The following is a 14,534-nucleotide window of genomic DNA, read 5'->3' as shown; positions in this document are numbered from 1 at the left end:
GCATGCGTCGGGGGCACCCCCGTGGGTGCCCCCGACTGCTGTGAGGCGGTGCTCACATCGTGGCGGCCGACATCGTGCGGCACATCTCGGCACAGCGGCGACACGCCTCGGCGCAGCGCATCATCTGGGCGTCGTCCGGCATGGACATACACGCCTCGGCGCACATGTCACATGCCCGGGCGCACATCGCGCACATCTCGGCCGACAGCGGTGAGCGCCGCATCATCATGTCGGCGCACAGGCGCGTCATCTCGGCGCAGTCCATGACCGCGCGCATGATCTGCATCTGGGCCTGGCCGCCCATCTGCAGGCAGGAGCTCATGGTCTCCTCGCACACGCTGTGGCAGGTCATGCACGCCTGGACGCAGTCCTGCATCTCCTTGCTCAGCGGGGGCATGGCGGCTTGCTGGGTCATGATTCCTCCCGGGCGGGGTGTGAGGGCCGGGGGCGGCCCTCGTGCCCTTCCGTCCTACGCCTGCCCGGGCCCGGCCGCCACGGGGCGGAAGGAAGTAATCCGCCATGCGTGCGTCGCGGCCCCTACGAGCACGCCACCTCATCCCCCCGTACCACCCCGAACTCGCTCCGCCCCGGGTCCTCGGCCCGCACCTTGTGTACGCGTTCGAAATCCGTGCCCGCGATGACCTTCAGGGTCGCGCCCAGGCCCTTGACCGGGCGGAGTTCGCTGCCCGGCAGGGCCGTGGCGAGGGACTTGGCCGAGCGGTCCCAGCGGGGGTCGTAGGCGACGATCGTGCGCCTGACGTCACGGACGGCGGCGTTCACGGGGGCCCGGGTCGTCCGGAAGCCCGTCGAGGCCAGGGCCGCGTCCACCCGGCGGCCCAGCCCGGGCGTGCGCGTGCCGTTCTCCACCTGGACGCGGATCTGCTGCGGGGCGACCGAGACGATGCGGGCCGCGCCGCGCGCCCGGTGCACGGACAGCGGCTGGTCCTCGCGCAGGGCGTGGAAGAGCCGCTCCGCCTTCACGGGGTCCCACTTGAGCGTGGAGCCGACGCCCTTCACGGCGTATCCCATCCGCCCGATCGGGACGGTCGTGAACTCGGAGGAGGAAGGGGAGAAGTTCCGCATGGCCCGGCCCAGGTCCAGCATCTGGTCCGTGCCGAAGCCCTTGTCGGCCCGCACCGAGCCGAGCACGGCCCGTGTCACGTCCCGGAACTTCATCGGGTTGAGGAGGATCCCCGAGGAGGTGATCCGTTCCACGAGCGCCGCCATGAAGCGCTGCTGCCGTTTCATCCGGCCGAGGTCCGACGCCCCGTCGATGTGCCGGGCGCGTACGTACTGGAGCGCCTGCCCGCCCGCCAGCGTGTGCCGCCCGGGCGGGAGGTTCAGGCCGGTGTAGCTGTCCTTCAGGGGGTCCGCGGTGCAGATCTGTACGCCCCCGACCACGTCCACCGTCCTCATGAAGCTGGTGAAGTCGACCTCCAGATAGTGGTCGATCTTCACCTTCGTCATGCTCTCGACCGTCCGCACGGTCAGCTGCGGCCCGCCCTCGGCGTACGCCGCGTTCAGCCTGACCGGGTGCCCGCCGTGCCGTTTGCCCGTCGTTCGGTCGACGTGCGCGGGCATCAGGGCGTAGGAGTCGCGCGGCAGGCTCACCACACTCGCCCGCTCCCGGTCCTCCGAGATGTGCACGATCATGATCGTGTCGGTGCAGTGGCAGGGCGCCCCGCCCAGCCGGTACTTCCGCCGCTCCTCCTTGCTGATCTTCTCGCGGCCGTCGGTGCCGACCAGCAGTACGTTCATGCCGTGGCCCGCCCGCGGCCGGTTCTTCATGTCCTTGAAGGGGTCGACCCGGGTGATGTCCGCGTCCAGGCTGGTCATCACCGCGTGCCCGATACCGGCGGACGCGAGGACCACCACGGACAGGGTGGTGACCATGCGCATGCCCCAGCGCGGCCTCAGGCGCCGTGCGGGCGGCGCGGGCCTGCGCGGGTGCCCGGGGGCAGGCTGCGGGCGGCGCTGCGGGGCGGCGGTGGACCGAGGGGACCGCGGCGGCGTGGGCAAGGGGACACCTCCGGACGACGGCCGTGTGTGGGATCCGTAAAACCGTAGGCCGATACGATCTGCGGCCCGCGGTCTCGCCCCTGCGGCGCGCACCGGTGTCCCCCGTTCGCGGTAACGTGAGGCCCCTATGAACGCCAATCCCGACGCGCGGCTCCCCGCCGTTTCCGTGATCATGCCCGTCCTCAACGAGGAACGGCATCTGCGGGGAGCAGTCCAAGCGATCCTCGCGCAGGAGTACGGCGGCGAGATGGAGGTCGTGATCGCCCTCGGTCCGTCCACGGACCGCACGGACGAGATCGCCGCCGAGCTCGTGGCCGAAACTGCGTCTCTCAAGAGCAAGCGCGTGCACACCGTGCCGAACCCGACCGGCCGTACGCCGGCCGCCCTGAACGCGGCGATCAACGCCTCCCGCCACCCGATCGTCGTCCGCGTCGACGGGCACGGCATGCTCTCGCCCAACTACATCGCCACCGCCGTACGGCTCCTGGAGGAGACCGGCGCGCAGAACGTCGGCGGCATCATGCACGCCGAGGGCGAGAACGACTGGGAGCACGCCGTCGCCGCCGCGATGACCTCGAAGATAGGGGTCGGCAACGCCTCCTTCCACACGGGCGGACAGGCGGGCCCGGCCGAGACCGTCTATCTCGGTGTCTTCCGGCGCGAGGCGCTGGAGCAGCAGGGCGGCTACAACGTGGAGTTCATCCGCGCCCAGGACTGGGAGCTGAACTTCCGTATCAGGGAGGCCGGGGGCCTCATCTGGTTCTCGCCCGAGCTGAAGGTCTCCTACCGGCCGCGGCCGAGCGTGAAGGCGCTCGCCAAGCAGTACAAGGACTACGGCCGCTGGCGGCATGTCGTCGCCCGGTACCACGAGGGCTCGATCAACCTGCGCTACCTCGCCCCGCCGACCGCCGTGTGCGCGATCGCGGCCGGCACCCTGGTGGGCGCGCTGCTGACGCCGTGGGGCTTCGTCGTGCCCGGCGGCTATCTCGCGGCGATCCTGCTCGGCTCGGTCCCGGCGGGCAAGGGGCTGCCGCTGAAGGCGCGGCTGCAGATCCCCGTGGCGCTGGCCACGATGCACATGTCGTGGGGCTGGGGCTTTCTGACCAGCCCGCGGTCGCTGGCGAAGAAGGTCATCGCCTCCCGGCGCCCGGCGGTCCGGGCGGACGCGGACGCGACCGCCGCCTGACGCACACCGACGCGTGCGGGCCCTTCCCCCACGGGAGGGGCCCGTTTTCGTCACCAGGTGAAGTTCGGGTTCACGTGCATACAGGCCTTGTCGTCCGCGCCGTTGAGCGCGTCGGCCGACTTCGGGGTCTTGTTGTTCCGCTTCGGCGCCTCGTACTCCGCGCCCTCCCGCCAGTCGGCGCCCACGACGAGCGTGACGCCGGAGACGTCGGTCGACCGTTTGACCGAACTCAGCGGAATGCCGAGGGCTTTGGCGATCCGCTGGGCGTCGCCCTCCAGGTCGGTGCTCGGGTAGCGGACGACGGTCCGCTCCTCGCTCCACGAGCCGGTGGTGTCGGCGACGGCCTGGGTGAAGCCCTGCTCGGTGAGCAGCCCGGCCACCGTGCTCGCGCGTCCGCGTGCCGCGGCCAGCGTGTCGTTCCGGGTGCCGTTGCGGACCTGGACCGGGATCTCGTCGTCCGCCGCGGCCGGGTCGGCGGAGGCCTTCTCCGTCGCCTGCTTGCCGTCCTTGTCCTTGCCGTCCAGCGCGATGTCCTCCCGCACCAGGCGGAACAGCTGCTCGGCGTCCTCGGTGGGCTCCACGCGGGCGCCGACGTACCGGTTGGGCATCGTGGTCATGGTGATGCGCGCCGGCTCGACCTTGCGCAGCTCGTCGCTGAGGTCGTAGAGCTTCTTGACGGTGTCGAGGCCGGGGTCGACGGTCAGGGCCCGGGTGGCCTCCTCGGCCAGTCGGCGGAGCTTGTTCGGGCTGCTGAGGGTGGCGTTCTCGCGCAGCTGGCGGACCATCGCGTTCATGTACATGTGCTGCGCCTTGGCGCGGGCGAGGTCGCTGCCGTCCTCGAAGCCGTAGCGGGTGCGCAGCCACTGGAGTGCCTGCTCGCCCTGGATGTACGAGGTGCCCTTCTCCAGCTTCAGGCCCGAGCCCTTGCCGTCGGAGGTGCGGGAGTGGATGTTGGCGTCGACGCACACCGGGACGCCGCCGACGGCGTCGGCCATGGACACCACACCGGCGAAGTCGACCATGATGAAGTGGTCGATGTGGATGCCGGTGAGCTCCTGCCAGGTGGCCACCGTGCAGCCGGGGCCGCCGTTCCCGAGGCTCTGGTTGGTCATCGTCCGCCCCTGGGTTCCCGGGTACACCTTCCCGTCGTCCGGGTCGGTGCACTTCGGGATCTTCACGAGCGTGTCGCGGGGCATGCTGATGACCGACATGTTGCTGCGGTCGGCGGACAGGTGCAGCAGCATCTGCACGTCCGCCAGCGGCGCGGCGCCGAACGTCTCACGGGCGCCGCCGAGTTTCTGGTTCTCCTTGCTGTCTCGCGCGTCCGAGCCGATGAGCAGGATGTTCAGCGGGGTCTGCCCGGCGGCGTTCGGCGTCGGGGCGGCGACCTTGTGGTCGCCGAGGTTCAGCGCGTCCTTCTTGATGTTGCCGTTGAGGTGCCGGTAGTAGAGGTATCCGGCCCCGGCCGTCCCGAGTATGAGGAGGGCGAGCACGGCCGCGGACCACCGCAGCAGCCGCCGGGTACGCCGAGGCCGGCCCTCGCCGCTCTGACCGCCGGGGGTGTCGCCCGTCGCCGACGTGGTCTCACCCGGGCCCGGTACCTGGCGGACGCCCTGTCGCGTCTTGTTCTCCCGCACACCGCTCTGCGTCACTTCCCGGTCCTTCCGCCCCGAGCATGCAACAGGCCCGTCCTGCCCCCTGTTAGACGCACGACGGGCCGGTCAGTTGCCCTCAGCGGGTCAACTCGCGCACTTCACCTTGTCGGCGGTGGACTTCTCCACGTCCGCCTTCTCGACCGGGGCGTTGATCTTCACGCCGGCGCCCTTGAAGTCCTTGCCGAGCGTCAGGGTCATGGCGGGCAGGCCCTGGGCGTTGGTCACGCTCTCGCCGGGCTTCAGCGCCGACCCGGACAGCCCCATGATGTCGGCGAGGCGGCGGGCCTGGTCGGCCTGGTCGGGGGCGTACTCCAGCGTGGTCTTCGCCAGCTCGGCGGGCGCGTTCCCGCCGTTCTCCGACTTGGTCACGCCCTCCTCGACCTGGAGGTACTGGAGGGTCTTCTGCGCGGCACCGGAGACGGCACTGCCGTTGAGGACCCGGACCCGGACCTCGGAGGCCGGTGCCTTGGTGCCCTTCAGCCGCGCTGCCTGGGCGTCCTTCTCCTTCTTCTTCTGCTCCTTGACCTCGGTGAACGAGACGTCGTTCTTGATCATTTCGAACACCTGGGGAGCCTTCGACTCGTCGAGGACGACCGTCGCCTTCACCGTCTCCGCCGGGTTGTCCTTCACCGGGACGGTCGTGAAGGCGATGTTCTTCGTCGGCACCTTCTTCAGCTCCAGGGCGATGTCCTTGAGCGTGCCGACCTTGCCGATGGCCTGGTCCACGGTCAGCGCCTTGGTCGCGGCCTCGGCCAGCTTCAGCAGCTTCGAGGGGCTGGTGAGGGTGTCACCGGAGGACATCTTGCGCATGAGCGAGCCCAGGAACTGCTGCTGCACCTTGATGCGGTCCAGGTCGCCGCTGTTGCCGAAGCTCTTGCGGGTACGGACGAACGCGAGGGCCTGCTCGCCCTCGACCTTCGACTCGCCCGCGGGCAGGACGAGTTTGGACTCCTTGTCGTTGACCGGCTTCTCCACGCAGACGTCGACCCCGTCCACCGCCGTCGTCAGCGTCTTCACCGCGTTGAAGTCGGCCATCATGAAGTGGTCGACCTGGATGCCGGTGTTCTCCTTGACCGTGCGCATCGTGCAGCCCGGGTCCCGGCCGCCCTCCCCGAGGCTCCGGTTGAAGCGGACGCCCCGCTGACCCGGGACGACCTTCTCCGAGCCGTCCTCCAGCTTCGTCGGGCAGTCGGGGATGTTCACGATCAGGTCCCGGGGGATGCTGAGCGCGGTCGCGTTGGAGCGGTCCTCGGCGACGTGCAGCAGGATCGTGGTGTCGGCGTGCCCGGAGCTGCCCTTGTCGCCGTAGCCCTCGTTGCCCTCACCGGTGCGCTTGTCCGTGCCGATGATGAGGATGCTGAAGGCCTCGTCCTTGCTGAAGTTGCTGGCGCCCGCACTGCCGACGTCGGTCGTCGTGACGTTTCCCTCCAGGTGCTGGAGGTAGAAGTAGCCGGCCGCGCCGACCGCGACCAGCACGAACGCCATCGTGCCGCCGGTCCACACCAGCACCTTCTTCGCCTTCTTGGGCTTGCGCTGCACCGGCCGGCGGCCACCGCGCCGTCCGCGCGGCGGCTCCTCGGGCGCACCGCGCCGCCGGCGCTGGGACGGAACGTCGGCGCGCGTGCCGCCCGCCCTCGCCGGGCGAGTGGATCCGCGTGCCCCGGACACCGGCGACTGCGTTCCGGAGGGAGTCAGTCGCAGTTCGTATTCGCCGGTGTTCGGATTGAGTACCCACTGGTCTGCGGGGTCGATCTGGTCCCCCCGGCCACGGCGTTGCGCGTCCACGGTTGTCTGTTTCCTCCGTCGGGGCACGCGGCGCCTTCTCCCCCCGGAAGGCGCACGGGTACTGGTCATCACACAAGCACTGGATCGCTCACACTATCCGCCCAGTTGAACGTCGGTGTGCGCTGAATGACAAATTCAACGTCCATACAATTGGGCAATCCCGCCCAATTCCCTGTGCGGGTGTGGAAAGAAGTCGTGGACCGGCGTGCGCGCCGCTTCTCCGGTCACTACCAGCGATAGGGCGCGTACACGTCCATGCACTTCCCGGTGTCCGACCCGTTGAGGGCGTCCGCGTCGCCGGGCAGGCCCCCGGCCTTCGGAGCCGGGTGCTTCGGATAGGCCGTACCCGTACGCCAGTCGGCACCCACGACGACCGTGACGCCGGAGACGTCCGTCGACCGTCGCACCGAACTCGCCGGAACGCCCAGCGACTTGGCGACACGCTGCGCGTCGCCCGCCAGTTCGGCGCTCGGATAGCGCACCAGGGTCCGCTCCTCGGACAGCGCGCCCGAGGTGTCGGCGGCGGCCTTCGTGAAGCCCTTGTCGACGAGCGACCGCGCGATGGCGCCGGCGCGGCCGGTCACCGGGCCGAGGGTGGTGGAACGCGTGGCGTTCTGCACCAGGACACCGATCGCGTCGTCCGCGGCGGCGGGGTCCTTGGACGTCTCGGGCGCCTTGGAGGTCCTGGACTCCTCGGACGCCTTCTTCGCGCCCTTGCCGTCGAAGGGCACGTCGTCGCGGATCATGTCCCACACGCGGTCGGCGTCGGCACCGGCCGGGACCAGGTGGTTGCGATCCCGCGGGTCCTCGACCGTGGGCAGCGTCGTCATGGTGATGCGGTCCGTCGGGACCGTCTTCAGCTGCATGCCCAGGTCGTACAGCTTCTTCACCGTGCCGAGCTCCTCGGACACGTGCAGCGACTTGGTCGCCGCCTCGGCCAGGTCCGTCAGCCGGCCCGTGTCGGTGAAGACGTTCTGCGCCTTGAGCGTGCGGATCATCGAGTTCATGTACATGTGCTGCGCCCTGGCCCGCAGCGGGTCGCTGCCCCAGGCGTGCCGGGTGCGCAGCCACTGGAGGGCCTGCTCGCCCTGGACCTTCTTCCGGCCGGCCGTCAGCTTCAGCCCCGAACCGCCGGGCACGCCGGGCAGCGGGCGGTCCCACACGTTCTGCCGCACGCACACCTCGACCCCGCCGATGGCGTCGGCCATCTTCACCACGCCCGCGAAGTCGATCGTCATCCAGTGGTCGACGTAGATCCCGGTGAGGTTCTCCCAGGTCGCCAGCGTGCAGCCCGCTCCGCCCCGGGCCAGCGAGGTGTTGATGATCGTGTTGACCGGCGGGTACGTCCGCCCGGTCTCGGGGTCGGTGCACTTGGGGATGTCGACCCGGGTGTCGCGCGGAATGCTCACCACGGCGGCGCTCTTGCGGTCCGCGGCCAGGTGGATGAGCATCTGCACGTCGGCCAGCGGCGGATTGCCGCGGTCCTTGCGCGCGCCGCCCAGCTTCACGTTCTCGTCGGAGGCACGGCTGTCGGAGCCGATCAGCAGGATGTTCAGGGGCGTCTGCCCGGCCGCGTTCGGCGCGGCCTTCGTCGCCTTGGAGTCGCCACTGCTGCGCCGGCCCTTCTCGATGTTGCCGTTGAGGTGCTCGTAGTAGAGGTAGCCGGCGCCGGCGGTCGCGAGGATCAGCACGGAGAGGGACGCCGCCGACCAGCGCAGGACACGGCGCCCGTGACCGCGGCCGGGCCTGCGGCCTCCCCGGCGGTGCCCGTCGCCCGGCCGGGCCGGGCTGCCCGGGTCACCGGGGCCGCCCGGGACCGGCTCGCCCGGGACGGCCCCCGGGTCGGTCCCCTCCTCGTACACACTGCTGCTGCGTGCCATCTGCTCTTCCCCACCCCCGTGTCACCGGACAAGGCCTGCCGTACGCCCTGTGAGACGTACGGCAGGTCCGTCAGGTCACTCGGCGCACTCGACCTTGTCCGCCGTGGACTTCTGAACACCCTCCGGCGCCTTCGACGGAGCGGTGAGGGAAGCGCCCGCACCCTTGAAGTCCTTGCCCAGGGTCAGCGTCATCGTCGGCAGCCCCTGGGCGTTCTCCACGCTCTCGCCCGGCTTCATCGCCGCCCCGGACAGCCCCATGATGTCGGCGAGGCGGCGGGCCTGATCGGCCTGGTCGGGAGCGTACTCGAGCGTCGTCTTCGCCAGCTCCGCGGGCGCGTTGCCGGCGTTCTCCGACTTGGTCACGCCCTCCTCGACCTGGAGCCAGCTGAGCGTTTCCTGGGCGCTGCCGGGGTCGGCACCGCCGTTGAGGATCCGCACCCGGACCTCGGAGGCCGGGGCCTTGCTGCCCTTCAGCCGGGCGGCCACGGCGGCCGCCTCCTTCTTCTTCTTGTCCTTGACCGCGGTGAAGGAGACGTCGTTCTTGATCATGTCGAAGACCTGCGGGGCCGTCGACTCGTTCAGCACGACCGTGCTCTTGACCTTCTCCGTCGGATTGTCGATCACCGGGGTCGTGGTGAACGTCAGGTTCTTGGTGTTGAGCTTGCCCAGCTCCAGACCGAGGTCCTTCAGCTTGCCGATGCTGTCCAGCTGCGAGTCGACGGTCAGGGCCTTGGTGCCCGCCTCGGCCAGGTCGAGCATCTTGGAGGGGCTGGTGAGTGTGTCGTTGGACTTCAGCTTGCGCATCAGCGCGCTCAGGAACTGCTGCTGGAGCCCGATCCGGCTCAGGTCGCCGCCGAAGCCGACGGCATGCCGGGTCCGCACGAACGCCAGCGCCTGCTCGCCCTCGATGGTGTGCGTGCCCTTCGACAGCTTCAGATGCGAGTCCGGGTCGTCGATGTCCTTGCCCAGACAGACCTCGACCCCGCCGACCGCGCTGGTCAGCGTCTTGACCGCGTTGAAGTCGGCCACCATGAAGTTGTCCGGCTTGACCCCGGTCAGCTCGGTCACGGTCCGCATGGTGCAGCTGGGGGTGCGGCCGTCCTGGCCGAGGCTGGTGTTGAAGCGGACCTTCTGCGTGCCGGGGATGACCTTCTGCGTCCCGTCCTCCTGCGTGGTCGGGCAGTCCGGGACGTCGACGATCAGGTCACGCGGGATGCTGAGCGCGGTCGCGTTGGAGCGGTCCTTGGAGACGTGCAGCAGGATCGTGGTGTCGGCGTGCCCGACGCTGCCCGAGTCGCCGTAGCTCTCGTTGCCCTTGCCGGTGCGCTTGTCCGTGCCGATCAGCAGGATGTTGATGGCCTTGTCCTTCTGGAAGCCACCGGTGCTCGCACCGTCGTCGGAGACGGACGCGATGTTGCCGTTCAGGTGCTCGATGTAGAAGTACGCGGCGCCCGCACCCGCGACCAGCACGAAGGCCATCGTGCCGCCGGTCCACAGCAGGACCTTCTTGCCCTTCGCGGCCTTCTTGGCCGGCCGCCGTCCGCGCCGCCCCGGCAGCGGCTCCTCCGGCACCCCGCGGCGCCTGCGCGGCGGCGCCCCACCGCCGGGCGCATCCGTACGACTGCCATCCGTACGACTGCCACCCGTACGACCGCCGGCCCCCCTGCGGCCGCGCACCGGCGGGGCCCCGTCGGAAGCCGGTGGCCTGCGAGGACTGGGGACGCCCGACTGCGGTGAGGAAGGGGGCAGTCGCAGTTCGTATTCGCCGGTGTTCGGATTGAGCACCCACTGGTCTGCGGGATCGATATCGTCCGCCCGCCCACGGCCTTGCGCGTCCACGGTTGTCTGTTTCCTCCGTCGGGGCACGCGGCGCCTCCCCCTCCAAGGCGCCCGGGTCTCGGTCACACAGTGCGCGACCTCAGGACCGTCCTCAGAGCCGGGCGCACCGGATCGCTCACATTAACCGCCAAGTTCAGTGCCGAACGACGACGGTGACAAATTCCACGTCCCTACACCTGGGCATTTCGCCCATTTCCCGGGTGAAGAGTCCATTGCCTTGGAGTGGCCTTGGTGCCCGCTTTACTCACAGGTGTCCTCGGCTGCCGTGTTTCCCCGGAACGTCGGTGGAGGAGAAACGGTGACGGCGGGCCTGGTGAACGGCCCCGGATGCGAATCCCCGTACGACCCGTCACGCGAATCGGTAGGCCTCGGCGGGGCGGAACCACGTGGCACATTCCCGGCCACCACCACAGGTGTGTCCGTGCGCAGCCGCTCGAACAGCCTCTCCGCCTCGGGCTCCACGAGTTGGTCGCGATTGGCGTCGTACGCGTACGACTCCCGTGGGACAGTCAGGAATTGCACACGTTCCATGGGGATGTCGCGCAGCCCACGCACGAGTTCGTACAAACCGCGAAGGCTGGCCAGATCCGGGTCCGTTGTGAGAGAGGACGTGGCGGCGTCCAGCACGGGATACAGCTTCGCCGGATTCAGCAGGACGTCATTGCTGCGCACCTTGTTGACGAGTGCCCCGAGGAACCGTTGCTGCCGCTCCATCCGCTCCGTGTCACTGCCGTCACCGAGCGTCTTGCGGGCGCGGACGTAGCCGAGCGCCTGCTCGCCGTCGAGGGTCACCCGCCCCGCGGGGAGCCGCAGCTTGGCGGCCCGGTCGTCGATCGGCTCCCGCAGGCACACCTGAACGCCGTCGACCGCGTCGACCATCTTCTTGAAGCCGTGGAAGTCGACGACGACGTGGTGGTCGACGCGGATGTCGGTGAGCTTCTCGACGGTCCGGATGGTGCAGGCAGAACCGCCCACCTGGAACGCCTGGTTGAACATGGTGAACCGCGGCGCGCTGCGCGACCCGTCCGGGCGCCGGCACCCCGGCACGTTCACCATCAGGTCCCGGGGCAGGGAGACGGCGGTGGCGCTGCCCCGGCCCGCGGACAGGTGCAGCAGGATCGCGGTGTCCGACCGCTCGGTCCCGGAGTCGCGGCCATAGCGCGCGTTGTCTTCGCCCTCGCGCGAGTCGGACCCGATCAGCAGGATGTTCCGCGCGTCCTTGACCAGCGAGGTGGGCCGCTCCTTCTCGTACCGCGCGAGCTCCGCGGCGGCGGCCTCGTCGGGCGTGATGTTCCCGCTGAGCTTCGCGTACACGGCCCATCCGGCCCCGGCGGCCGCGACGACGACACCGGCGATCCCGAACGCCCCGATCCGCACCCACCGCCGCCGACGCCGCCGCACGAGCCCCGGCCCGCTGGCGGACGCCCCCGCCCCCGGTCCGAGCCTCCCGGTGTCGCCCACGGCAGAGACCACCCCTCACGACGTAGGAGCAGTGCGCGCGCACTGCTCCTACGACTTTGGCGTGGATGGGGGGCGGGGGTGGGGTGGGGATGGGCTGAACGGGGCAATCGGCCTGGCTGCGGGCGCGTGCCGCCGCTGCGGGCCGTCGTGCCCCCAGTGCCTCAAGGGCCTGGGAGGTGCCCCCAGGCGCGGCCCGGGTGGGCGCGGTGGCATCCCCGCCGCGCCGGGCTGCGCAACACCCCGCCCCCAGCGCCCACGCCGAGCATCCGGCAAACAGGCCTACCGGGCAAGAGCCGTAACCCGCTCACTGTCCACCCGCTTGTCCAGCACGCCCTCCCCGGCCCGGTCCAGATGCCGGCACAACACCACAGAACCCCCCGTGGCCAACGGCCCGTACAACCCCGCGTTCAACCCCTCCCACGTGTCATACGGCAACCCCGACAGGATCCGCGACCCCGGTCCGGTCAGCCCCAGCTCCGCCGCCTCCGCCCGAGCCCGCTCGACGACCTCCGCGCCGCTGAACTCCCGGCCCGCCACGATCAGCGCGGGTTCGTCCGGATCCACCGGCGCATACGGAACGAACCGGTCACCCTGCCCCGGCACCTCCACCGCGTAGTCGACAAACCCCTCGGGTACCTGCGGAAACCGCCCCCCGAGCGGCCGCAGGGCCATCGCGATCCGCGGCCCGGAACACGCCCGCGCCGCCTCCAGCCCGTCCGGCCCGCTCACCGCGACATCCGCGGCCCGCGCATCCCCCGACACGTCCGCGACGACTCCCACCGACGAACACGCCAGCAGCCACACCGCCGTCTGCCAGTGCGCGGGCAGCAACAGCGCCACCCGGTCCCCGGGCTCGACGGACAGCTCGTCCTGGAGGAGGTTGGCGGTCTTGGCCACCCAATTGGCGAAGGTGGCCACGGACAGTTCGACACGTTCGCCCGTGGCGTCGTCGTAGAAGGTCACCAGGGGACGTCCCGGATCCGCTGCGAGCGCGGAATTCAGCAGGTCGGCAGGGGTGCGATCGGTGGCGTTCACCCGCGCAAGCGTACGCGGCACCCACGCCGCCGCCCAACGGCCGGCCGCCGTCCCGCCGTGAATGCGCCACCGGTTCGGCCGAACCCCGGCCGACGGTTCGTCAAATCCGAAATGGACAGATTCATATGGATATGTCCAAGCTCAGGAGCATGCATGGATTTCTTGCTTCTTCGATCGGTGTCACCTGTGCGGCCGCTCTGGCCCTCCCGCTCACTGCGCCCGCCGTCGCGGCGACGGCGAGACCGGTGCCGACCACGGAAGCCGCCACGGCAGCGAGACCCGCGCCCCACGCGGGGACACCGGGCACGACCTTCACCAGCCGGCGCGCGGCCGAGCCGTACGCCCCCGGCAGCACCCAGTCCCTCCCCCTCGAACCTCTCACCCGCGACCGAGCCACTCCCACCGCCCCAGGCGCCCCCGAACAGGGCCTGACCCGCCGGGCCGTACGCCACTTCTCCCTCGTCGGCATCGTCTGGGACGACCCCGAAGCCGAACTGCACGGCCGCGTCCAGGTCCGCACCCGCGCCGCCGGCACCGGCATCTGGTCGGGCTGGCAGGACGTCGAGACGCACAACGGCGACCACGCGGCCGACCCCGACACCGCCGAGAGAACCTCCGGCCGCGTCCGCGGCGCCACGGCACCGCTGTGGGTCGGCGACTCCGACGGCGTGGAACTCCGTGTCCGCTCCGAACCCGAGAGTGCGGAAGCCGACTCCACGGACACCCGCAACCTGGCCGCCGCGCCCCCGCTACCTTCCGGCCTCCGCCTCGAACTCGTCGACCCGGGCGATGACGCCCCACCGCCCGACGCCTCCGCGGACGGCCCCCGCACCGCCGCCCTCGCGGGCGAGACCTCCGCCGCCACCGAAGCCTCCGCCGCCACCGAAGCCTCCGCCGTCAACGCCGACCTGGCCCTCCTCGGCGCCACCGAGATCCCGGCGCTAAACCGCGCGGAGACCGAGCAGGAGTTCCTCGCCCTCAACGCCGGCGAGCTGACGGAGCAGCGGCAGCGGGCGAAACCGTACGTCGGCCCGCGCCCGCCCATCGTCACGCGGCACGGCTGGGGCGCGGACGAGGGGCTGCGGGAGCGGGGTTTCCGGTACACGAAGAAGGTCAGGGCGGCCTTCGTGCACCACACGGCCAGCGGCAACAACTACCGCTGCTCGCAGGCCCCGTCACTCATCCGCAGTATCTACCGCTACCACGTCAAGAGCATGGGCTGGCGGGACATCGGCTACAACTTCCTCATCGACAAGTGCGGAAAGATCTACGAGGGCCGCGCCGGGGGCGTGGCCAAGCCGGTCCTCGGCGCCCACACCCTTGGTTTCAACAGCAACAGCATGGGGATCGCCGTCCTCGGGTCGTACGGCGCCAAGAAGCCGTCGTCCGCCGCAGTCAGGGCCGTCGCCCGGCTCGCCGCGTGGAAGCTGGGCCTGTACGGGATGAATCCGCGGGGTAAGACCTACCTGAAGTCGGGGGGTAGCAACCTCTACCGAAAAGGCAAGAAGGTACGACTGAACGTGATCTCCGGTCACCGGGACGGCTTCCAGACGGAGTGCCCGGGCCGGGAGCTCTACAGCAAGCTCGGCTCGGCCCGCGCCAAGGCGGCCCGGTACCAGGGCCGCTGAGACACACGTTCACCGCCGTCGGGGGGCAGCGGGCGGAATGCCGCAC

At 70.4% G+C, this 14,534-nt stretch carries 10 protein-coding genes; 2 read left to right on the top strand and 8 right to left on the bottom strand.

All coding sequences use genetic code 11. The features are described from left to right. Positions 1-52: 52 nt before the first annotated feature. On the bottom strand, positions 53-415 hold the full coding sequence (locus tag AC07F0_RS00150) for a four-helix bundle copper-binding protein (protein WP_436730773.1): 363 nt from the start codon (positions 413-415) through the stop codon (positions 53-55). A gap of 122 nt (positions 416-537) precedes the next feature. Further along, positions 538-2,019 carry an LCP family protein gene (locus AC07F0_RS00145; protein ID WP_478972196.1) on the bottom strand — a complete coding sequence of 494 codons (1,482 nt, stop codon included), beginning with the start codon at positions 2,017-2,019 and terminating at the stop codon, positions 538-540. Positions 2,020-2,146: 127 nt separating this feature from the next. Between AC07F0_RS00145 and AC07F0_RS00140 the strand changes: the two genes are divergently transcribed. Continuing rightward, a complete protein-coding gene (locus AC07F0_RS00140) occupies positions 2,147-3,205 on the top strand; it encodes a glycosyltransferase family 2 protein (protein ID WP_436730771.1) in 1,059 nt (352 codons plus the stop codon). A 50-nt stretch (positions 3,206-3,255) separates the two neighbouring features. Here the strand turns inward: AC07F0_RS00140 and AC07F0_RS00135 are convergent, their stop codons facing one another. The 6 genes from AC07F0_RS00135 to AC07F0_RS00110 form a co-directional block, all read right to left on the bottom strand. Beyond that, positions 3,256-4,857: an LCP family protein gene (locus AC07F0_RS00135; protein ID WP_478972193.1), complete on the bottom strand. Its 1,602-nt coding sequence runs from the start codon at positions 4,855-4,857 to the stop codon at positions 3,256-3,258. Positions 4,858-4,944: 87 nt separating this feature from the next. Further along, the gene (locus tag AC07F0_RS00130) at positions 4,945-6,645 is read right to left on the bottom strand and encodes an LCP family protein (protein WP_478972191.1); all 1,701 of its coding nucleotides are present in this window, start codon (positions 6,643-6,645) and stop codon (positions 4,945-4,947) included. A gap of 227 nt (positions 6,646-6,872) precedes the next feature. Then, complete coding sequence (locus tag AC07F0_RS00125) at positions 6,873-8,525, bottom strand: LCP family protein (protein ID WP_478972188.1); 1,653 nt, start codon at positions 8,523-8,525, stop codon at positions 6,873-6,875. A gap of 75 nt (positions 8,526-8,600) precedes the next feature. Further along, positions 8,601-10,364, bottom strand: coding sequence for an LCP family protein (locus AC07F0_RS00120; RefSeq protein ID WP_478972185.1), 1,764 nt, complete (start codon positions 10,362-10,364; stop codon positions 8,601-8,603). A gap of 240 nt (positions 10,365-10,604) precedes the next feature. Further along, a complete protein-coding gene (locus AC07F0_RS00115) occupies positions 10,605-11,825 on the bottom strand; it encodes an LCP family protein (protein WP_478972182.1) in 1,221 nt (406 codons plus the stop codon). A 279-nt stretch (positions 11,826-12,104) separates the two neighbouring features. Then, positions 12,105-12,860: a TIGR03089 family protein gene (locus tag AC07F0_RS00110; protein WP_478972179.1), complete on the bottom strand. Its 756-nt coding sequence runs from the start codon at positions 12,858-12,860 to the stop codon at positions 12,105-12,107. A 149-nt stretch (positions 12,861-13,009) separates the two neighbouring features. Here AC07F0_RS00110 and AC07F0_RS00105 point away from each other — a divergent pair, with 149 nt between their 5' ends. After that, positions 13,010-14,488 carry a peptidoglycan recognition protein family protein gene (locus tag AC07F0_RS00105; RefSeq protein ID WP_478972176.1) on the top strand — a complete coding sequence of 493 codons (1,479 nt, stop codon included), beginning with the start codon at positions 13,010-13,012 and terminating at the stop codon, positions 14,486-14,488. Positions 14,489-14,534 lie beyond the last annotated feature (46 nt).

The sequence above is a fragment of the Streptomyces sp. NPDC045955 genome (assembly GCF_056430805.1).
This window is presented reverse-complemented; position numbering and strand designations above follow the sequence as displayed.